The organism is Larkinella knui, from assembly GCF_003858645.1.
Lineage (GTDB): Bacteria > Bacteroidota > Bacteroidia > Cytophagales > Spirosomataceae > Larkinella > Larkinella knui.
In genome coordinates this window covers 226,374-248,897 of sequence record NZ_RQJP01000005.1, presented here as the reverse complement: position 1 = coordinate 248,897, position 22,524 = coordinate 226,374, and the positions used below count along the sequence as shown (strand labels likewise).

Sequence of the window (22,524 nt, the reverse complement as noted above, 5' to 3'; positions counted from 1 at the left end):
CAAGCTAACTACCAATATCTTAACCTAAAGTAAATAAAATAAAATGTCCGCAAACGGACGATTTTACGGCCATTTGCGGACAGAAGAAAACACCCTTTATCCGGGAAACTTCATTTTACCATAAATTCAACCCGGCGGTTTTTCGCCCGGCCGGCTTCGTCGGTATTATCGGCAACGGGCTTCGTTCCACCGTAGCCTTTGGTTTCAATACGCTGGTCGTCAATACGATTTCGGATCAAATACGTCGCAATTACTTTGGCCCGGTTTTCGGACAAGGCCAGATTCAGGCGCGGATCGCCGACGTTATCGGTGTGCCCGCTTATTTCGATCCGCAGATCCGGGTTCTTCGTCATGGCCTGCACCAGTTTATCCAGTTCCGCGTACGATTCCGGCAGGAGACGGTATTCGCCTTTTTCGAAGAAAACCTGATTCAGCACCAGTTTGTCGCCGGTTTTCAGGCCTTCAAAACGGTCGGGTATTTTAGCGGGGGGCGCAACCTTGGCGACCACGGTATCTTTCGGAACCTTCTGAACAACCGGCGGTTTACGGACCACGACCGGTTGGAGTTGGGGTTTTACCGGGGCTGGTTTTGGCACGACCACCGGTTTGGCCACAACCACCGGTTTCGGGGGCTCGGCTTTAAACAAAAACGCACTGGTAATAAGACCGGGGCCGGTTTGATTGGGCGGTATCCAAAAGAGGCTGATGCTTCCGCCCAACGGATCATTGAAATAATCGACCCGCAAGTCGTAATACTGGCCCGCTTTCAGACTAATCTCACCCCTGAACGTCTGATTATCATTCAGTCGCCAGACATCGATAACTTTTTTGCCGCTCACCCAAAGCCGGATCCCATCGTCGACGTTAGCCGTAAATTTGTAGATTCCGGTGGTGGGAGCGTATAACTTTCCGGTCCAGCGTACGGAATAATACGACCGCCCAAGCCCCGGCCCCGGGCGGCTGCCTTCCCAGTCAAAGTTGATCTGCGGATCAATTCGGGTGAACACTTTCCGCTCGAAATTCGTCCCGTCGAAATACTCACCCTTTAATCCGTTTCCGGTTGTCGTCTTCGGTTGGCCGTTTGCGCTTTGCACGCTCAACAAGCCAATCAGCGCCCCAATCAAACACCTCGCGACCATAGCTTCAGCAGTTAAGTTTCGGATGTATTAAAGATAAAGGCGAGCGGTTTTTAATGGTAACGTTTTGGTACAGACGGCTTTTATTCCGTTAAGAGTTAAGAATTATGGGTTATGACGGGAGCGCCCGCGCAGGACGAAAGACATTGTTTGGGTGAAGGAGATGGAAAGCGATGTTTGGGTGAGGAATGGAAGACATTGTTCGGGTGAAGGATGGAGGCCTTTCCTGTGGATCGTGAATCGCCCGTGCCCGTGCAGGATGGAAAGCGTCGTGTGGGTGAAGGCCGGAGGCCTTTCCTGCTAATAGAAAAATGGCCTCTGGGTAGTCAAAGCTCCGGAGGAGCGGCCTAAAAGACACGTTCAGACCGCTCCTCCGGAGCTATCGGTATAATGGGTAACCCGCTTTCTATTAACAGGAAAGGCCTCCGGCCTTCACCCACACGACGCTTTCCATCCTGCACGGGCACGGGCGATCCACGATCCACAGGAAAGGCCTCCATCCTTCACACGAACAACACCTTCCATTCTGCACGGGCGCTCCCGTCATAACTCTTCATTCATCACTCATAATTCATAACTCATAATTCCTACCTCCACCTCCTATTCATTCCGAGCGCAGCGAGGTCACCGGATTCATCAAAGCGGCTTTGATGCTTTGGAACGAAACCGTCAGTAACGCAATAAGAATCGCCAGACCACCCGCCAAGGCGAATACCCAGATACGCAGACCAATACGGTAGTCGAATTGCGAGAGCCAGTCGTTCAGGAAGTAGGCGGCAACGGGCGACGCCAGCAAACAGGCAATGATCACCAGCCCGACAAACTCGCGGGAAAGCAGCCCCCACAGACTGGCGACGCTGGCACCCAGCACTTTCCGGATACCGACTTCTTTGGTTCGTTGCTCGGCCAGAGAAGCGGCCAGCCCGAACAGGCCCAGGCAGGAAATAAAAATGGCCAGAACCGCGAAGACGCCCGCCAGTTTTCCGATCAGTTCCTCCTGCCTGAACTTGCGGTTATAGGCGTCGTTGACAAACTGATAATCAAAAGGAAATGCCGGATTGAATTTCTGAAAAACAGGCTCGATTCGGGCCAGGGCTTCGGTTGTCGTCAGGTGGGGAGCCAGCCGGAAAATCACGTAGCTTTCAAACGGCCGTCCGGTGATCAGAATGAGCGGATTGACGGGTGTGTAGGGCGATTCAATGATCGAGTTTTCGACCACGCCCACCACGCGCAACTTCGTAGTGGGATCCCAAACAAAGTTCAACTCCTGATTCAACGGATTTTTCAACCGCATGGCCTTCACGGCGGCTTCGTTGAGAATGGCCGATACCGAATCCGTACCGTTGGCGTAAAAATCGCGACCGGTTTTCAGCTTGATTCCCATTGTTTTCAGGTATTCCGGCGAAGCGGCAATGAGATTGAGCCGCATGATTTCGTCGGGTGCTTTCCCCGGCCAGTCAACCCGCGTGTCGCTCGTAATCGTCGTGGCCGGGCTGGACGCTTTGGTGACGCTTTCAACGGCACCCGAACCGAGCAATTCATTCCGAACGGCCTCGTAATTTCTCGCCAGATCGTTGGTCAGCGAAACCGTCAGCAAGCGGTTGGGATCGTAGCCCAGCGGGCGGTTTTTCGCGTATTGAATTTGCTGATAAACCAGAATCGCACTGATTATGAAGGCAATACAACCCGTAAATTGAGCCACAACCAATACCTTGCGCGGCCAGTTGGCATTTCGTCCGACGCGAACACTTCCTTTCAGAACCCGCACGGCGTTGAACGAGGAGAGATAGAAAGCCGGATAACTCCCCGCCAACAGCCCGGTCAGCGCCGTAAAGCCCAGCGAGAGCAGCCAGAAACCGGGTTTGGACCACGGAAACGCGAGTTGCTTTTGGGTGATTTCGTTGAATACCGGCAGAAAAACCAGCGTCAGAACCAACGCCAGCCCGAGCGCCAGACCGGCGATTAACAGCGATTCGCTCAGAAACTGGCCAATGAGCTGCGACCGAAACGATCCGATGGCTTTCCGAACACCCACTTCCCTGGCCCGTTTTTCGGAGCGGGCCGTGGCCAGATTCATGAAATTGATGCAGGCAATGAGCAAAACCGCCAGACCGACAATGCCAAAAAGCCGCACGTACCGAATGAAACCGCCGGTATTTTTCCCATTTACAAATTCGCCGTACAAATGCCATTTTGTAACCGGATGCAGAAAAGCCTCGAAAACCGACTCGGGATTGTGCCGCTTGATAATACCGCGCAGTTTCTGGTTCACTTTCTCCGGATCAGCGTTCGGATGCAGCTCAACCAGGTATTCGATGACGTTGTTGTTCCAGTTGGTCCGGCTGTCTGCCACCCAGGGGGCGTTGGCTTCCAGGTGGCTGAAGGGTACCAGAAAATGAAAATCCCAGGCGGTATTGGTCGGCAGTTTTTTCAGTACGCCGGTCACTTTCAGGTCAAAAGTGTCGTTGAGCCGAACGGTTTTTCCTAGGGGATCCGTCTGCCCAAAGAGCGATTCGGCGGTTTGTTCGGTCAGGACAATGGAGTTTGGTTCCCGCAAGGCCGTCGCCGGACTGCCCTGCAACAGTGGCAGATCGAACAGCTGAAAAAATTCACTTCCTACATTTTGCCCTTTCCGAATCAGCTTTTTATCCCCCACTTTTAGTCCATCTTCCGGTCGCCAGTTGATCAGTGATTCGGTCACCCGCTTGATTTCCGGAATCTCGGTTCGGAGCACATTCCCCAGTGGCAGGGCGCCGTTAGCCTGGGTGGTAGTTTCGCCGTTGGCCGTCCGGTTGAGCATGATCCGGTACAGATTCGCTTCGTTTTTGTAAAACCGGTCGAACGTCAGTTCATCCCAGACCCAGATGCCAATCAGCATGGCGACCGCCATGCCCACCGCCAGCCCCAGGATGTTGATAAAGCTAAATCCTTTGTTTTTTCGCAGAGTACGCCAGGCGATTTTAAGATAATTCTGTACCATGAGGGGTCCGTTTTGATTGCGTTTCAAGGTACGGACAACCCCATAATTGAGAGAGTTAAAAAAAGTTAAGAGTGAAGCGTTAAGACGGGCCGCCCGTTTTAACGCTTCACTCTTAACGCCTTATTCCGAACGCAGTGAGGAAACCGGGTTCGTCAAGGCGGCTTTGATGCTTTGGAACGAAATTGTTGCCAGCGCCACCAGGATGGCGGCTCCACCCGCCAGCGCGAAGACCCACCACTCCAGATCAATCTTGTACTCGAAGTTCTGTAACCACTCCCGGGTGGCATACCAGGCAATCGGCGAGGCAATCAGAAAAGCCACCAGCACCAGTTTCATGAAATCTTTCGAAAGCAGCGTCACGATGCTGCCCACCGAAGCCCCCAGCACTTTGCGGACACCGATTTCCTTCGTCCGCTGTTCGGTCATGAAGGTGGCCAGACCGAACAAGCCCAGGCAGGCAATGAAAATCGCCAGCAGCGACGCCGTAACGAAGATTTTTCCGTATTGCTGTTCGGTCTGGTACTGCTTGTTGTAATTTTCGTCTACGAAGAAAAACTCGAACGGATTGCCGGGATACGTCGCTTTGTAGAGCCGCTCCAAAGCCGCCATTTTCGTCTGAATCTGATCGGTGCCCAGCTGAATGGTGAGCCAGTTGCCGTAGTGGCTGGGCATGAAAATAATGGGATCGATGGCTTGCCGGAGCGACTGGTGATGGTAATCTTTCACGACTCCGACGATTTCAAAGGCTTGCCCCCAGTTGATGATTTTGCCCACCGCGTCGGCGGCCGACGGGAAACCCAGTCGCCGGGCTCCGGTCTCGTTCACCATCAATTTACCGCTTTTTACGTAGCCCGCTTCGCATTCGGTGGTCAAAAAATTACGGCCGGCGGCCAAGGCAATTCCGTACGTCGTCAGATACCGGTGATCGATGAAGCCCATCGAATACACTATTTTGTCAGCCTCCGCCTGCGGATTTTGCTTGACAATACCGCTGGTCGAAAAATTGTAAAAATTTCCCGGGACGGTTCCTGTACTGGAAAAGCTTTTGATGTAGGGCAACTGTTCCAGTTCGTGTTGAAAAGCCGACGTCCGCGCCTGAAACGAGTCATCTTTCCCGACTTCCGGCCCATGAATAACCACGCGCTGGTCCAACCGAAGGCCCAGGTTCTGGTTTTGCATAAACTGCAATTGCCGGTACAGGACGAACGTACAGATAATGAGCACCACCGACACACTGAACTGAAAGACCACCAGCGATTTCCGCAGCGCACCGCCTTTGGCACTGTTGCCAAAAGCACCTTTCAGGGTTTGAAGCGGCTGGAAGGACGACAGCGCAAAAGCCGTGTAACCGCCCGAGGCCAGTGCTCCAAAAAGAAGCAGGCCCAATCCGATGAGCCAGAAACCATTGGAAGTCAGAATGCTAAGTGACAAGTCTTTTTTGATCAGGTCATTAAATACCGTCTGCAATCCGCTGATCAGCAGAATCGCCAGACCAAAACCAAGCAGATTGAGCAGGAACGATTCACCCAGAAACTGCCCGATCAACTGTTGCTGTCCGGCACCGACCACTTTCCGAACGCCCACTTCTTTCGCCCGTTTCAAGGCTCCCGCCGTCGAGAGGTTGATGTAGTTGAACCAGGCAATGGCCAGAATCAGCACGGCAATACCGCCGAGTAAATAGACAAAAGCCAGTTTACCCGTGGTCGGGTACGAATCGCTGAGCGACGCGCCCAGGTGGATGTTGGCAGCAGGTTGCAGCACCATGCGGTTTTCCTCCTGCGGGCGGATTTTCTTTTTCAGCGCATCAAATTTATCCTCCAGCTTCCGGTAATCCGTTCCGGTGGGCAACTGTAAATACGTCATCAGGTACGCTCCGTCGAAACTGTCGAGCCGGGCCCAGCCGTTGCCATTGAGGTTGGCGGGATTGGCCAGGGTTTGCAGCGAAAACACCATACCGAACTGCATATCCGAATTTTGAGGCATGTCGGCATACACCGCCGAAACCGTAAAAGGCGTTGTTCCAAACTGATTGTTCATCGTCACCAGCTGCCCCAGCGCCTTCGCATCGCCGAAATACTTGCGGGCGTAGGATTCGGACACGGCTACCGTGTTGGGACGGGTCAGAGCCGTAGCCGCATCGCCCTCAACCAGCGGAAAGGTGAACAGGGTAAAAAAACTGGCATCGGCATAGGCAACATCGGTTTCCCGGAAGGCTTTCGGTGACAGACGGTTTTTTCCGTCAGAGGCCGAAACGATACCGGAAATCGAATTGTCGACCACCCGGCAGTAGTTTTTTACTTCGGGAAATTGCTGCTTCATCAGCGTTGCCACCGCCGGAGCCATATCCGGCCAGACCTCGCCCGCTTTGTTTTGCCACAACATCCGGTAGAGCGTCGGCAGGTTGGTATGGAAGCCGTTGACGCTTTTCTCAAAACTGATGTATTCCAGAATCAGCACAAAAGCGGCAATACCGAGCGCCAGCCCGGCCATGTTGACTCCCGAAAAAACCTTGTTTTTCCAGAGGTTTCGGAACGCAATTTTGAAGTAATTTTTGAGCATGGCCGTTCAGGGTTTTAAAATAGCTGCTACATCTAGTCCAAACGATGTACCAGAAATTATAAACTCTTTATTATCAGAAAGTTACACAAATCAAATTACACCCTATTGTCCGCAAACGGACGGCCCGTTTTTCGCTTTCGGACAAGCCTCTGAAAACGTATATAGCGACGTATAGAGGTGGTCTGACTGGAGCAGGCATTCAGCAGCAAACTATTCATTTTTGGGGTAAAATCTCTATTTTTAGGCCATCTTCGCCGTTGGCCTTCATCACCAGATCCATGACTCAGCTTCTCAGACTAGCCGCTTTTCATTTCGGTATCGCTTTCGCTACCTGTTCTTTCCTCTACGCTCAGGAATCCGTTGCCGTTGAAAAACGCTATACGGATGAAATCAAAGCACTGGCGAATCGCCCGGCGGTGAAGGCGGTTTTTCAGAATTTTACCGACTGGGAACCGCAAACGAAACAGGACCTCATCAGACTCACCGAAACTCCGGCTCCGCCGTTCAAGGAAGCGGTGAAAGCCCGAAAATATGCCGCGATGCTGAAAGAAGCGGGCATCGATTCGGTCTGGATCGATGAAATCGGGAATGTAATCGGTAAACGCAACGGCCGCTCCGGCAAGAAAACCGTGGTAGTCGAAGCGCATCTGGACACGGTTTTTCCGGAAGGCACGGACGTGAAAGTGAAACAGAAAGGCGATACGCTCTACGCGCCCGGCGTGGGCGACGACACCCGCGGATTAGTCGCCATTCTGACGGTTTTAAAGGGTTTGGAAAAAGCAAAAATCGAAACCGATGCGGACGTCTGGTTTGTCGGGGCGGTCGGCGAAGAAGGGCTGGGCGACTTACGGGGCGTCAAGCATCTGTTCAAAACAAACGGTTCCAAAATCAACTCGTACATCGCCGTCGATGGCGACGGCATCAGTGAAATTGTGCACCGCGGACTGGGTTCCTACCGCTACCGGGTCACCTTCAAAGGGCCGGGTGGGCATTCCTACGGCGCATTCGGGATCGTAAACCCGCACAGTGCGCTGGGAAAAGCCATTTATTACTTCACCAGCGAAGCCGATAAATTTACCCGCCAGGGCATCAAAACCACTTACAGCGTGAGCGTGATTGGCGGAGGCACGTCGGTGAACGCCATTCCATTTGAGTCTTGGATGGAAATTGATATGCGGTCCGAGAGTCCCGAGCGGCTCAACGGCATCGATCAGCTGCTGCAAGCCGCCGTGCAGCGGGCGTTGAAAGAAGAAAACGGATTGAAACGCAGCGGGCCCGATCTGACGGTCGATGTAAAGAAAATCGGCGACCGCCCTTCCGGCAGAATCGAGCCGACGGTGCCGCTGGTGCAACGGGCGATGGCGGTTTCCAGACACCTCGGTGCCACTCCCCAACTGGACGTTTCATCGACCAACGCCAATACACCGATTTCGCTGGGCGTTCCCGCTGTAACGATTGGCAGCGGTGGCAAGGGCGGAAACGTCCACGCACTGAACGAGTGGTGGCTGAACGACAAAGGCGTTCTGGGTCTGCAAAATGTCCTGCTGGTATTGCTGGCAGAAGCGGGCGTGGCCAACTAGGGACTGGATTCTAAGCAGAATCTAATCACCTCATTACAGTCTAAATGCCACGATTACAGTACCTTTGGGCCGGAAACGTCCACTCGCTTCATGACCACACTGATCCTTATCGTCTTTGTAATTGGCTATACGTTAATCACCCTTGAGCATCCCATCCGGCTGAATAAAACCGCTACGGCCTTGATTACCGGCGTACTATGCTGGACGATCTACATCCTGTCCGTACCGGAAACCGAACCCGTTCTGGCAGAACTGGGCCATCACCTGACCGATATTGCCCAGATCCTGTTCTTCCTGATGGGCGCCATGACGATTGTGGAACTGATCGATATTCACGACGGCTTTTCCATCATCACCGACCGCATTGCCAGCCGAAATGCGCGGCTACTGCTCTGGTTGATTTGCGGTCTGACGTTCTTTCTGTCGGCCATGCTCGACAACCTGGCCTCGGCCATTGTGATGGTATCGGTGACCCGAAAACTGGTTAAAGACCCGGAACAACGGCGGCTGATGGCCGGGATGATCATCATTGCTGCCAATGCCGGGGGTGCCTGGTCGCCCATCGGTGATGTTACCACCACCATGCTCTGGATTGGCGGTCAGGTCACCACCATGAACATCATATCACAACTGTTTCTGCCCAGTTTGGTCGGTTTGCTGGTGCCGCTGCTCTGGCTGACGTTCACCATCAAACCGACCGCAGAAACTGAGGTAGCCACGAACAAGAAAGGCATCAGCCGACCCTACGTTACCCCGCTTCATCGGCGCGACCGGGCCACGATGTTTTACACCGGCCTTACAGCCATCCTTCTCGTTCCGATTTTTAAAACCATCACCCACCTCCCGCCCTACATGGCCATGATGCTGGCTTTAGGAGCCGTTTGGGTTGTTTCAGAGGTGATTCATGCCGACAAAGATGAAGAACACCGCCAGCGATTTACGGCGGCTTATGCCCTCAGCAAAATCGACATTCCCAGTATTATGTTCTTTCTGGGTATTCTGCTGGCGGTCGGAACGCTGGAAGCAACCGGTATTTTACAGGATATCGCCACATCTCTCAACGAAACCGTGGGCGACCTCGATGTCATTATTCTGATCATCGGACTCGCTTCGGCCATTGTCGATAACGTCCCGATTGTGGCGGCTGCGATGGGCATGTACGACCTGACGACGTATCCGGCAGACGCCAAAATCTGGGAATTACTGGCCTACAGTGCCGGTACGGGCGGTAGTTTGCTGGTTATCGGCTCGGCCGCCGGAGTGGCGGTTATGGGTATGGAAAAGCTGGAATTCGGCTGGTATCTGCGCCGGATCAGCGGTCTGGCCTTCCTTGGGTATGTCGCCGGTGCATTGACGTATTTTGGCATTTACGGACTTACTCACTGAGTCAGACCGGCCACGTTTCCCGGCGATAGGCACTGTCCCAGAAAACGTATTCCAGCCGGGACGACGTTAAATACGCTTCGACCATGCGGTTTCTGACGGATTCGGAAGCCTGTTCGCCCAGCCGGTCGCAGCGGGCGAGCATTCTGGTAACCGCGACCGCAAATTCTTCTCCGGCGTAGGCATCGATCCAGTTCTGGTACGGATTGGGCGTCGTCTGGTTGGCGTAAATGGCATCGCCGACCCGCTTATAAATCCAGAAACACGGCAGCAAAGCCGCCACGGCCACCTCGTAGGATTCATACGCGCTGCTCGCCAGGAGGTAATTCGTGTAGGCAAAACAACCGGGGGCCTTGCCGCTCGTCAACTCAATTTTATATTCCGCGAAGTAGCTTTCGTGCAGGGCGCGTTCTACCAGAATGGCGTTTTGGGCAAATTGCAGGAACTCCAGCAACTCTCCGCTCGTGGACGACCGGGTGCCCGCTACGGCCAGCGCCCGCGCAAAATCCGCCAGATACAGCGAATCCTGGTAAATGTAAAATTTGAACGTTTCGACCGGTAAGGCCCCGGTTTTCAGTTCCTGATTAAACGGATGTGCCAGTATTTTTTCGTAAACCGGCAACGCGGCATTCCACACCTGTTCAGTAAATTTCATGAGCGGATTTGCATTGGTTTTGGGGCATAGGAATGATTCAGCGGGCCGGAACCCTGCCCGGTCGTGATGTCTTTTCCGGCCTGAATAGCACCAGAAACGTACGCTTTCGCCAGCGAAACAGCCTCCGTCAGCGCGTGGCCCAACGCCAGATACGTAGCAATCGCCGACGAAAGTGTGCAACCGGTTCCGTGGACATTTTTACTGGCAATGTATTCTGATTCAAACACCTGCGTTGCTTCGCCCCGAACCGCCAGCACATCATAGAGCCGGGCCGCAACAAGATGCCCGCCTTTCAGCAATACCGCCCGGCAACCCTGTGCGATTAGCTCTTCGGCCGCTTCCCGCATCTGGTCAACCGATTCGATCGGTTTTTTCAGTAGCATTCGGGCTTCGTCCAGGTTGGGCGTAATCAGGGTGGCGCGGGGAAAAAGCTGGGTTTTCAGCACACCGACGGTTTCGTCGAGAATCAGTTTCGCGCCACTCGTCGCCACCATCACCGGATCGAAAACCACGAACGGCGGCTGAAAACGGTCCAGAACACCGGCAATCACCTCCACCACATCGACGGTATTGATCATCCCGATTTTTACGGCGTCGATGGTGATGTCCTCAAAAACCGCTTCCAGTTGTTCCCGCAAAAAAGCCGCCGGAACGGCGTGAATCGCCCGGACACCCTGCGTATTCTGGGCGGTTAGCGCCGTAATGGCCGCGGTTCCATAGGCCCCCAAAGCCGCAAACGTCTTTAAATCAGCCTGAATGCCGGCCCCACCGCCACTGTCCGAGCCTGCAATGGTCAATACCGTTGGATAGCGTTTCATACGATTTTATTCAGGGCGTTTTGGATCGTGTTTTTCAGTTGGTAAGCCGCCGTTCGGGGCGATTCGGCACTACAGATCGCGGAAATAACCGCAATGCCGTCCGCTCCGTTTTCAATCGCTTCGGCGGTATTCTCCCCATTCAATCCGCCAATGACCACCAGCGGATGGCGGCTGTTGGCGCGCACCCATTGCAAACCCGCCAGTCCCCACGGCTCGGCGTGATCGGTTTTGGAAGGCGTCGCGTACAACGGACTCAGAGCCAGATACGTAAGCTCCCAATTTTCGGCCTCCCGAACGTGTTCCTTCGTTTCGGCCGATAAACCGATGATTTTTCCGGGCGGCAGCAGGGCACGTACGGTTTCGTAGGGCAGGTCGCTTTGTCCGATGTGAACGCCGTCGGCATCGCTGGCCAGCGCCACATCGACCCGATCATTGATGATCAGCGGAACGTTATACGGTTTCAACAACGCTTTCAGACGGATGGCCCGGTCCACAAACGCCCGCGTGCCGAGCGATTTTTCGCGCAGTTGCACCATCGTAACGCCCCCTCTGACGGCTTCCTCGACGACCCAAAACAGGTCGCGGCCCCGGCAGGCAGGTTCATCGGTTACTAAATAGAGTTGCATAGTTTAACTTGACAACAGAGGTGAGACAAGAGAATAGAGATGCGGTTCACCATTGACTTGTTCAAGGTGTCTTTTGTCTCACATCTCTACTCTTTATCTGACGCATTTATCGCACCCGCGCCAGTTCAACGAGTTTTTCAGACGTCAATTCAAAAAGTGCATCCAGAAAGGCGATCTGGAAACTACCGGGCGCGGTGGCTTTGCTAAAAGCCAGTTGTCCGCAAACGCCCATCGTTGCCGCAGCCGTAGCAGCCGCCAGAAACGAATCCGGTTGAACCGCGCAAAACGCCCCGGCAATGGCCGACGCCGAGCAGCCCATGCCCGTCACTTTGGTCATGAGCGGATGGCCGTTTTCCACGTACGAAACCCGGTCTTTCTGCACAATGACATCGATGGCCCCGCTGACACTGACGACGCAGCCGAACCGCTCGCTGAGGGCGTGGGCCGCGTCCAGGCTGCTCATCGACGACGCCGTACTGTCGACACCTTTGGTTTGCCCGCCCAAACCGGCCAGCGCCAGAATTTCGGAGGCATTGCCGCGAATCACCGCAGGCGGTGCGGTTTCCAGCAGTTCGGCCAGCACGGTATTTCGGTAGTGGGTTGCGCCCGCACCAACCGGGTCCAGCACAATCGGTTTTCCGAGGTCGGCGGCTTTTTTCATCGCCAGTTTCATAGCCTGCACCCAGGGTGCGGAAAGTGTCCCGATGTTGATCACCAGAGCGCCGGCAATGCCCGCCATTTCTTCGACTTCCTCGATGGCGTGGGCCATCACCGGCGACGCACCGACGGCCAGCAGGGCATTGGCGGAGTAATTCATCACCACGTAATTCGTGATGTTATGCACCAGCGGAGCCACAGCCCGCAGGGCGTTCAAATCGTGTTCGAGGGTCGTATTCACCAATACCGGGTTTTGATGTGAGCAAAAGCTGAATGGACGCGTGGGTGCGTTCCCGATACGGAAATCCAAAAGAAAGAAGCGAGCGTTCTCTCCAGCTTTTCCCTACGACAGTCTCAACTGTGTCAGGTTCGAAGGGTATTATCTCAGTCCGCGCAGGACACCCCCAAAGCCATTCATGGCCGCTAAAGTAACGGTTTACGAGTAAGCCGGAAAATGATTTTTCGTTTTTCTTGTCGGCGTGGGGTGATGTTGAACGGTATTTCTGTTCAGCCGACATAAAAGTATGGTTGAAAACCCTCAATGCGTATGGAAGCCGTTGCCGAACCACAGCTTATTTGAAGGCTAAAGCGAAGGGTACGTGGCTAAGACGCTGGTCATCGAATTAGCCGAAAAGCCCTGGAAGGGCGTTCTGTTAATAGCACCATTGATCACCCACGTGTCTTGGAAGCTCCGGAGGAGCGGCCTAAGCGTGTTTTCAGACCGCTCCTCCGGAGCTTCCAAAACACGTGTGGACCCGTTTCTGGACTATTAACAGGAAAGGCCTCCGGCCTTCACGCGAACGACGCCTGACATTCCTGACTCCTCACGCTTGACTTATACCTCCTCATTCTTTACTCGTAACTCATTACCCTCCACTAACAATTCTTCACTCTTACTTATTAACTCTTAACTCCTTATTCCGAACGCAGTGACTTCACCGGATTCATCAAGGCCGTCCGGATGGCGTGATAACTGACGGCAGCCAGCGCCACAAGGAAGCCCAAACCGCCCGCCAGGGCAAAAATGGACCAGTTCAGCGAAATTCGGTAGGCAAAACTAGCCAGCCAGCGGTTCATTAGCCACGTCGATACCGGGATGGCCAGCACAAAAGCTACGGCGACGAGCGTCAGCGTCCGGCGGTTGAGCAATAGCCACAATTGACTGACTGTCGCGCCCATCACTTTCCGGATGCCCACTTCCCGCATGCGGTTGATGGCCTGAATGCCCGCCAGCCCGAACAGGCCCAAAGCCGCAATCAGCAAGGCAATGCCGGTGGCGAGCTGGGTCAGCGTGGTCCAGCGTTGGTAGTCGCGGTAACGCGCTTCCAGATCCTGATCCAGAAAGGAGTATTCGAAGGGCTGCCCGTCGGAAAGCTGCGGCCAGTCGCGGGCGATGCGGGTTACTTTTGCCGGCAGATTTCCGGGCGTCAGCTTCAGGTAAAAAACACCCTGAAAGTCAAGACCCAGTTTGTAATAGGCCGGCTGAATAGCTTTCGTCAGCGGTTCGATGTTGTGGTCGTTGACCACGCCGATCACCGTCCGGCCGTCCAGGGTTTCCAGCGGTTTGCCGAGGATGAGTTCATCGCCCAGCAACTTGGCCAGCGTTTCGTTGATCACCACCGCCTTGACGCTTTTTGCTGTATCCGACCGAAAATCCGGCGAAAAGAGCCGACCCTCTTTCACCTTAATTCCCAGAAGGGTAAAGAAATTGTAATCGATCGACTGCTGAAGCGCCCAGTATTGCTGTCCTTTAATTTTGGTTCCGTTGCGGTTAAAAGCATCTTCGCCGTAGCCGCCCGCACTGCTGGCCACCAGCAACACGTCCGGATTGGTGGCCTGATAACGCAACAACCGCTCATAAATTTTGGGGCCGCTGCCGTCTTCGAATTTTTGCAGGTTTTTAACCTTGAGAACCAGTTCTTTCGTCAATCCGAGTTCTTTTTCCTGCACAAAATTCAACTGTTTATGCATCGTAATGGCCGCCGTCACCAGCACCAGCGACAGCACAAACTGCGTCCCCATCATTCCCTGAATCACGAGCGGATTGATTTTATAGGTGCGGTTTTGACCCAGAAACAAGTTGGGCTGTAAGCGCGCGAACAGCAGCGCCGGATAGATTCCCGCTACCAGACTGACCACCAGCACCATGCCCAGTAATCCCAGCAAATTGCCGGTTTGCAACACGTCGAAAACCGCCAGCGCCCGGTCGGTCAACTGATTGAACGTGGGCAGCAGAATGAAGGCCAGCAGCAGGCTGATGACCGATGCCAGGCCGACGACCACCACGGTTTCGAGCCAGAGTTGCACCGCCAGCTGCTGCGGAGCCGCCCCCACCACTTTCCGAACGCCCACTTCCTGCAACCGCCCCGCCAGTTTCGACAGCGAGATGATGATGTAATTCAGACCGGCCACGAGCAGAATCAGCAGGCTGATGGACACCAGCAGGTAGACATTCGTTGGCGAAACCGTGCGGTTCCAGCGTTCATTAAACGAAAAATGCGTGTCCGTCAGCGGGCGAATGGTCAGTAAAAAGCCGTTGTTGGTCAGGCGGCTTTTGTGCTCGGGCGACGCGCCTTTCAACAAATCCTGAATCAGTTCGTTGAAGAGCTGCGGCCCCAGCGATGCCAGTTTCGCGGTTACCTGCGGCAGAGCAGCGTTGCGACTGAGCTTGCCGAGCGTGTAGACGTTGCTGGTGTTGTAGCGTTGTTCGAGCTGCCGGGTGTAATAGTCATCGCTCTCCAGCCGCACCACCAGTTCCGCACTCAGGGCGGTGTTCGACGGCGGGTTTTGCATCACGCCCGATACCGTGTAGAATTTACCATCGTACTGAATGGCCTTGCCGACCGGATTGGCGTTGGCAAATAATTTCTGCCTCAACCGCTCGGAAATAACCGCGTTGTGCAATCCAGCCAGCACCTGCTGCGGTTGGCCGATCGCCAACGGAATCGAGAAAAACGTGAAGTAATTGGAATCGGTTTGCAGAATCGCCTTTTCATATACGGCATTCGTTCCGTATTTCACCACACTTTCGGATAGTCTACCCATTCGGATAACGTCCTGAAATTCCGGCATTTGCTGCTTGATCTCGATCCCGAAAACGACCGAAAAAATCAAGCTCCGGTGTTCCTCGGCCGGAAAAAACGGCAAATTCAGCGGATGCTGTTTGGGCTTGCCTTCAAAATCGAACAAGTCGGTCGATTCAAACCGGTAGATGCGGTCGGCGTCGGCATAAAACCGGTCGAACGATCGTTCGTGCCGCACAAAGGCGTAAGTCAGCAGCCCAAAGGCCAGGGCAACGGACAGGCCCGTTACGTGAATGATTGAATAAACCGGATCGCGTCGGAGACTGCGGAGGGCGACTTTGAGGTAATTCCGGAACATGGGTCAGGGCGGTTTTGGCCACTTTTCGGGCAACTTTCAAAGAGACACGCTTTGGTATTCCAACGTTGCAGCGTCGGTTCGCCGAAGGGTAAATAAAAACCCCGACTGAAGCGAATCACGTTCAGTCGGGGTCCATGTATGTCAATACCGGTTAAGCGGTTGAGTTGTCAGGTTTATTTCCGGGCGTTCGACAGGCCCAGATTCCGCTCCGTTTCGGCAATGATCTGCTGTTTTTCGGTTTCGCTTTTGCCCTGCAGATTGATCGTCCGCTCGAAAACGTGTTCCTCGCCGTCGAGTTTGTACTCATATTTCAGCTTTACCCGATTATTTTCAGCATCCTCGATGACGGTTTTGGTGTAGGGTGTTCCGTCGGGTGCCACAATGACGTTTTTCGGCAAATTACTATCCTCGTTCCTCGACCGGTTGCCGGAATTACCGGTTCCTCTGGCCACCACCGCCACTTCGCCCGACTCGTAGCGCGTCGGTCTGACACCACCCCGGGGTGCCACCGGCGGTTTTGGAGCGCGGGGCGGACTCACCACCACATGCACACCCAGCGAATCCTGAATCGAGCTGATGAGCGCGTCCTTTTCCTCCTTGCTCATTCCCGACGCGTCGAATTCCTGGTCGTAATGAATAGCGCGGCTGGACTGTTCGACGTCGATCTTTATACGCAACGTTTTGCCGTTGTCGTTGATGCTCCGGCTGATCGACGAGCGTTCCTGCCCAAGGGCCGCGACACTGATTCCGAAGAGTGCGAGGGTAATTGCTGTTTTCATGTGCGTTTACTGTTTGTCTTGAACTGGGATACGCAGATTAACTAATTAAGAGGATTGGACTGCGTTAACGAATCATAGGTAATCCCGCTACGGCGGACCGTTTTCATCCGTGTAATCCCGGTTCAGAATTATTCTGATTTTAAACTTTGAACCGGATTCATCAACGCGGCCTGAATGGACTGAAACGACACGGTCAACACGGCAATCAGTATGACCAGACCACCCGCTGCTGCGAAGATCCATCCTTCCAATCCGACACGGTACGCGAAATCCTGCAACCAGCGATCCAGCGCATACCAGGCAACCGGAGCAGCAATGAAAAAGGCAATTATAACTAACTTGAGAAAATCCTTGGAGAGCAATAATACCACGTTAACGACGGATGCGCCTAAAATCTTGCGTATGCCAATCTCTTTTGTTCGTTGCCCGGTTGTAAAGGTAATAAAACCGAATAGTCCTAAACAAGAAACCAGGATGGTTAATGTTGCGAAACCATTAAAAACTGTTGCCAACACCCGATCTTTCTGGTATTGAGCCTCAAACGACTGGTCCAGAAACGCATAATCGAACGGATACAGCGGGTAATGCTTCTGCCAGATGGCTCTCACAACCGGCAACTGGCCGCCCTTCAGGTGCAGCATGACGGTGCTGGCCGGAAAGGTGTTGTATACCAGCACCAGCGGCTCGATCAGGTTGTGCAGGGATCGGTAATGGAAATTTTTCACCACGCCAACCACCTCCCCTTTGTAATTAAACCCGCCGATGGTTTGCCCGATTCCGTCCTTCCACCCCGCCATTTTGACAAAGGCTTCGTTGACAATAAAACCGCCAGACCGGTCGGCCTTCGATTGAGACGACAGGTTTCGCCCGGTCTTGAGTTTCATGTTCAGCAAGGGCAGAAACTGATCGTCGACAAACAGGTAGTTGCTCATGATTTCCCGTTTTCGTCCATTCGTTACAATGTTGGTAGACGCCATCGGCATCAGACCCGAGGGCTGCAAACCGGAGCCCACCGTGACCGCGCCGACTTCACTGCGGTTTTTCAAACTGGTGGCAAAGGCGGTGGCCGCGACCCGCGCCGTCGAATCGTCGGGCAGGTAAACACTCAGAATTCGGTCTTTCGTAAAACCCAGATCTTTCGTTTGCAGAAAGGTCATTTGCCGGTAAATCACCAGCACACCGGTAATCATGCCAACGGCGAGGATGAACTGAAAAACGATCACTGATTTACGGAACCACGCGCCTTTTCCGTAGCTGCCAATCCGGAACACCGGACCGCGGCCTTTCAGCACCTCCACCGGGCGGTAATTGGACAACACAAAAGCCGGATACAAACCGCCCGCCAGGGTGATGAGAAGCCACGTAAAACCAGTCAGCAGCACGGCTTCTGACAAGACGATTGACAGGCGAATTTGTAACAGTTCGTTGAAAAATGGACTGCTGGCATACACCAGCACCACGGCGATACTGACCGAAAAACCGCTCAGCAGGAGTGATTCAAACAGAAATTGCCGGATTAACTGGCCGCGCTGTGCGCCGTTGGCTTTCCGAATTCCGACTTCTTTGGCCCGTTCGGTGGCTTTGGCGGTCAGCAGATTGATGTAATTCAGCACGGCAATGGTCAGGACGAAGACCGACAGGAAAGCGAACAGATAGCCGTACTGTTTATTGCCTTTGGGCGTGTCGGCCATTTTGCCCTGGCTGTAATGAACGTCTTTCAGGACCTCCATCGGGAAGCTGATCGAGTAGCCCTCTGCGCCCATTTTTTTCAGTTCCGGATTGGCGTATCGGTTGGCAAGCTGCGTGAGTTTCCTGCTAAAAACCGGCAGATTGGGCCAATCCCGGAAAAGGACGTAGGTGTAGCACGGAAAATCATCTTCCACCCATGAGCGGCTCCCAGTAAACACTTTGGACAACAAGGCGCTCACCGGCAGATCGGTATTGCTCGGCGCATCGGCCATGACGCCGGTAATCTGGTAAAGCTGCTTGTTGAATTCGAGGGTTTTCCCGAGCACATCCGTTTTGCCAAAATACGTTTTGGCCAGCCGTTCGGTCAGAACCGCACTGTTCGGATTCGCCAGCGCCGAAGCCGGATTTCCCGCCAGAAAGGGGTGCGAGAAAACCGAGAAAACGTTGTTGTCGGCAAAGTAGACGTCCGGCTCTTTGAACACCTTGTCCTGATGCCGCACCACCGCCGAAGCAGGCAGCAAACGGACGGCGGTTTCGACTTCCGGATAATCGCGTTTCAGGGCCTCCGCCAGCGGAACCGGGCTGGAAGCTATCGATAAAACCGACTCCGGCGTTTTCATATCGGTCGTTATGCGCACAATCCGGTCGGCGTTGGTGTGAAACCCGTCGTACGAAAATTCATGATCGACATACAAAGCCATCAGCAGACAGGCCGCCAGCCCGATGGCCAGTCCACCGACGTTCAAACCGGTGTATAACTTGTTGCGCCAGAGGTTGCGCAGGGCGATTTTAAGGTAGTTGCTCAGCATGAATTATATATTGTTTGACTAACCCATTTAACATGGATAGGAACACGGATCGAGCGGATGGAACGGATCAGAACTGATTTTTCATCCAATTTTATCCGTGAAAATCCGGTCCATCCGCTCAATCCGTGTTCCTATTCCGACCGCAGACTCTTCACCGGATTCGCCAACGCGGCTTTGATGCTTTGAAACGAAACCGTTAACAAGGCCACCAAAACCGCCAACCCACCCGCCAGCGCGAACATCCACCACGAAAGGTCAATTTTGTAGGCAAAATCCTTTAACCACTGGCTCATGGCGTAACCCGCAATCGGCGACGCAATGACCATAGCAATCAGTACCAGTTTCAGGAAGTCTTTCGAAAGCAGCGCAACGATGCTGGCGACCGATGCGCCCAGCACTTTCCGAACGCCAATTTCCTTAGTCCGCTGAACCACCACCAGCGACACCAGACCGTATAAACCGAGTCCGCAAATCAGAATGGCAATCCCGGCAAACGTATTGACCAGCCGGAATAGCAGGTTCTCGGTTTCGTAAAATTGCGCCAGTTGCTCGTCCAGAAATTCATACTCAAAAACCGCATCGGGATACAATTTCTCCCAGACGTTCCGGATGCGCTGAACGGTTTGCTGCGGATTAGACCCCGAAATCCGGATGCCCAGCCGCTCGTACATTTTAAAATAGCTGGCAATAAAGCACGGCGCTATTTCGTCGCGCAACGACCGCAAATGAAAATCTTTCACCACGCCCACAATCGGCAGCGCAACCGGCGACAGGTAATACTGCATTTTGCGGCCCAGCACCTGCTGCGGATCACGGATATTCAGCTTCCGCAGCAGGGCTTCGTTGATCAGGTATTCCCGAATCGTATCGCTTTCCGAAATATTCCGGCCCGCAACGAGTTGTAAACCGTACGTATTGAGGTAACCGGCATCGGCCAGCCGCTCCCGAATCGGAAAAACCGTCCATTCGGCCTTGTCGCCAAACTTAAACGAACCCCCGTTCATAATCAGCGCCGATGGCGGGCGGTGGCTGGCACTGATCGATTTGATTTCGGGATACTGAAGCAGTTCATTTTTAAACGTTTCCCGCGCTGCTTTCTGCGGATTGGGCAGGTTTACCACCACGACGTTGTCTTTCCTGAAACCCACATCGGCGTTTTGAATATACCGAACCTGCGTGGCCACCACCAGCGAACCGATGATCAGAGCCTGGCAAATCACAAATTGCATGACAATCAACGACTGCCGGACGGAATAGCTACCCCCGGATTTGGCCGACAGTTTGCCTTTCAAAGCCGCCCACGGACTAAAACCCGACAAAACCGCAGCCGGATAACCGCCCGCCAGCAGAATGACGACGCCAATCAACAAGGCGATAAAACCGAGCGTCGGGCCGTCCAGACGCAGCGATAAACTGATACCGACCCACTGGTTGAAAACCGGCAGGCTCAATACGGCGATCAGCAGGGCTAAACTGGTGGCCGCCAGCACAATCAGGGCGGTTTCGAGCAAAAACTGCCGAACCAGTTGCGCCCGGGTGCTGCCGAGTGTTTTGCGAATCCCGACTTCTTTGCCCCGCCGAAGTGCCTGGGCCGTGGCCAGATTGACGAAATTGATGCAGGCCGTCAGCACCAGAAACAACCCCACCAGCCCCAGCGACCAGAGCAGCGACGGGCGGATGGCGGTGGCGCCACCCATCATCCGCCGAACATCGAAATGACTTTCCCGGAGCGGCTGGAAATGAAATTGGAGGACATTACTACCCAAATGCTTCTTGACCAGAGCGGGCATGGCGGCTTCCAGACTACCGGCCGATTCAGGGTCTTTGAGCGTCACAAAAAGCCGGTAATTGCTATTGAGCCAGCTCCAGTCCGCCTGGTTATAATCCGGGCTGAACACCTTGAGGGTTGCCAGAGAAATAAAAAAACGAATATCGGTGTCGGTGGTTTTGGGCGGGTCGGCCAGAACGCCGGTTACTTTGGCGTCGATCCCGGGTTTTAGATTCAGCGTTTGGCCCATTGGGTCGGCGTCGCCAAAGTATTTTTTGGCCCACGATTCGGTCAAAACCACACTATTGGTTTCCCGGAGGGCGGTTTTCGGATCACCGCGCAACCACGTATAATCCAGAATAGCAAACAGTTGCGGCTCGACAAACGCCGTACCTTTGTGTTCCATGAACCGAACCGGTTTTCCGTTTTTCAGATAACTGACGGTCAGTTCGCGGTTCATGATCAGAAAAGCCGCCTGCTCAACCTGCGAAAAATCCGTTCGTAAGACCTGCGCCATTGGAAGCGGGGCTTCGGGATAATACTCGACAGAGCCATCGTCGAGGTGCATGTCCGTTACCACCCGAAAAATCCGGTCAAATTTGGCGTGGTGCCGGTCGGTGCTCAGGTGGTAGTGGACGAACAAAAAAATGAGCAGCCCACCCGCCATTCCGACGGACAAACCGAGGATATTCAGCAGCGTGTAGCTCCGTTGCGACGTTAAATTTCGCCAGGCGATTTTGAAGTAGTTCTGTAGCATACATCCCGTTGGCAAGCCGGTTTTGGTTGCCCTAAAGGTACTCGCCATCCCGTTTCCGCCATCGTTCTACCTTATAAACAGCCTGTTAAAAAAAGTTAAGAGTGAAGAGTTGGCTGACGCAAGCTGAAACACGTGCGTCAGCCAACTCTTCACTTTTCATTTTTAACTCCATCGGAGCGAAACCGTTGCCAATGCAATGATAACCGCCATAGCGCATGGCATACCAAGCGATTCAACTAGCGAGGGCTGTACAGACGCCAACTACCCGGCCTGTTTGCTGATCGGCGCGGTGGGCACTGGCAAAATTGTTGTTTCGAAAGGTCGGTCGGGACGGTACCGAAACCGGTCATGAACACCCCGTCGATTCACGATTAGCGGGTCGGATTAACCGACAGGATTACTTGGGGCCGCTGAAGAAAATCGCCGACAGGTGACTATTTTTTAACCGGTTTTGACTCACTTTTGACTTTTATAGTTCCAATATTTTATTATTAATATTCTATTATTAACTTAACGTTGAAATTCAGACTTTACAATTGGCCTGAGGGTCGTCAAAGCTGAATTTGGAAGAAGTCAAATTTTACCAAATTTTGTCCCAATCAATGGCAATAGTATGTTGATATTCTCTACTTAATTGTTACTAATTGACGAATAAATTGGGGAAAATAGTTTTCCTTTGTCTTATTCAATCCTACTAAACCATCTCTATTAATTATGATAAACACCTACTTCCATTATTTGAGTTTTCCCCCGGTATAAGTAGTTCCCACTCAATTCCTGAATGCGGTTTCCGGCATTAACAGACGCCGGAGTCTTAGTGACAACTATGCTCTTCCTGCTGTCCACGCTTGCTGTACGTGAGAGTCTTTTTACGCTTTAATGCTTACCAACTCTATTTCTTACTTAATCTAATCCCTCTTATGTGTATGAAAAAGTCTACTCATGGG

Annotated in this window: 13 protein-coding genes and 1 riboswitch; of the genes, 2 read left to right on the top strand and 11 right to left on the bottom strand. The window is 53.4% G+C overall.

Going from position 1 to position 22,524, the window contains the following annotated elements; translation table 11 throughout:
- Positions 1–110 precede the first annotated feature (110 nt).
- The 3 genes from EHT87_RS23430 to EHT87_RS23420 all read right to left on the bottom strand — a co-directional run bounded on the left by EHT87_RS23430 (position 111) and on the right by EHT87_RS23420 (position 6,675).
- Positions 111–1,139, bottom strand: a complete 1,029-nt coding sequence (locus tag EHT87_RS23430) for an OmpA family protein (RefSeq protein ID WP_124909111.1) — start codon at positions 1,137–1,139, stop codon at positions 111–113.
- 601 nt (positions 1,140–1,740) lie between these two features.
- The gene (locus EHT87_RS23425; protein WP_124909110.1) at positions 1,741–4,116 is read right to left on the bottom strand and encodes an ABC transporter permease; all 2,376 of its coding nucleotides are present in this window, start codon (positions 4,114–4,116) and stop codon (positions 1,741–1,743) included.
- Between the two features lie 120 nt (positions 4,117–4,236).
- Positions 4,237–6,675, bottom strand: a complete 2,439-nt coding sequence (locus tag EHT87_RS23420) for an ABC transporter permease (protein WP_124909109.1) — start codon at positions 6,673–6,675, stop codon at positions 4,237–4,239.
- 278 nt (positions 6,676–6,953) lie between these two features.
- Between EHT87_RS23420 and EHT87_RS23415 the strand changes: the two genes are divergently transcribed.
- Together EHT87_RS23415 and nhaD are read left to right on the top strand one after the other, a co-directional pair.
- A complete protein-coding gene (locus tag EHT87_RS23415) occupies positions 6,954–8,255 on the top strand; it encodes a M20/M25/M40 family metallo-hydrolase (protein ID WP_124909108.1) in 1,302 nt (433 codons plus the stop codon).
- Positions 8,256–8,345: 90 nt separating this feature from the next.
- Complete coding sequence (gene nhaD, locus EHT87_RS23410) at positions 8,346–9,641, top strand: sodium:proton antiporter NhaD (protein WP_124909107.1); 1,296 nt, start codon at positions 8,346–8,348, stop codon at positions 9,639–9,641.
- A 1-nt stretch (position 9,642) separates the two neighbouring features.
- Here nhaD and tenA read toward each other — a convergent pair whose 3' ends face one another.
- The 8 genes from tenA to EHT87_RS23370 all read right to left on the bottom strand — a co-directional run bounded on the left by tenA (position 9,643) and on the right by EHT87_RS23370 (position 21,577).
- Positions 9,643–10,293 (bottom strand): thiaminase II, encoded by a 651-nt coding sequence (tenA, locus tag EHT87_RS23405; protein ID WP_124909106.1) that lies wholly within the window; start codon positions 10,291–10,293, stop codon positions 9,643–9,645.
- The gene (gene thiD, locus EHT87_RS23400) at positions 10,290–11,111 is read right to left on the bottom strand and encodes a bifunctional hydroxymethylpyrimidine kinase/phosphomethylpyrimidine kinase (RefSeq protein ID WP_124909105.1); all 822 of its coding nucleotides are present in this window, start codon (positions 11,109–11,111) and stop codon (positions 10,290–10,292) included. Before thiD ends, tenA begins: the two co-directional genes overlap by 4 nt.
- Positions 11,108–11,737 carry a thiamine phosphate synthase gene (thiE, locus tag EHT87_RS23395; protein ID WP_124909104.1) on the bottom strand — a complete coding sequence of 210 codons (630 nt, stop codon included), beginning with the start codon at positions 11,735–11,737 and terminating at the stop codon, positions 11,108–11,110. Before thiE ends, thiD begins: the two co-directional genes overlap by 4 nt.
- Positions 11,738–11,843: 106 nt before the next feature.
- Positions 11,844–12,635 carry a hydroxyethylthiazole kinase gene (thiM, locus tag EHT87_RS23390; RefSeq protein ID WP_124909103.1) on the bottom strand — a complete coding sequence of 264 codons (792 nt, stop codon included), beginning with the start codon at positions 12,633–12,635 and terminating at the stop codon, positions 11,844–11,846.
- A gap of 82 nt (positions 12,636–12,717) precedes the next feature.
- Positions 12,718–12,810, bottom strand: a riboswitch (TPP riboswitch).
- A 499-nt stretch (positions 12,811–13,309) separates the two neighbouring features.
- A complete protein-coding gene (locus EHT87_RS23385) occupies positions 13,310–15,775 on the bottom strand; it encodes an ABC transporter permease (protein ID WP_124909102.1) in 2,466 nt (821 codons plus the stop codon).
- A 173-nt stretch (positions 15,776–15,948) separates the two neighbouring features.
- Positions 15,949–16,554, bottom strand: a complete 606-nt coding sequence (locus tag EHT87_RS23380; protein WP_124909101.1) for a hypothetical protein — start codon at positions 16,552–16,554, stop codon at positions 15,949–15,951.
- A gap of 128 nt (positions 16,555–16,682) precedes the next feature.
- A complete protein-coding gene (locus EHT87_RS23375; RefSeq protein WP_124909100.1) occupies positions 16,683–19,052 on the bottom strand; it encodes an ABC transporter permease in 2,370 nt (789 codons plus the stop codon).
- A gap of 131 nt (positions 19,053–19,183) precedes the next feature.
- Positions 19,184–21,577 carry an ABC transporter permease gene (locus EHT87_RS23370; RefSeq protein WP_124909099.1) on the bottom strand — a complete coding sequence of 798 codons (2,394 nt, stop codon included), beginning with the start codon at positions 21,575–21,577 and terminating at the stop codon, positions 19,184–19,186.
- Between the last annotated feature and the right edge of the window lie 947 nt (positions 21,578–22,524).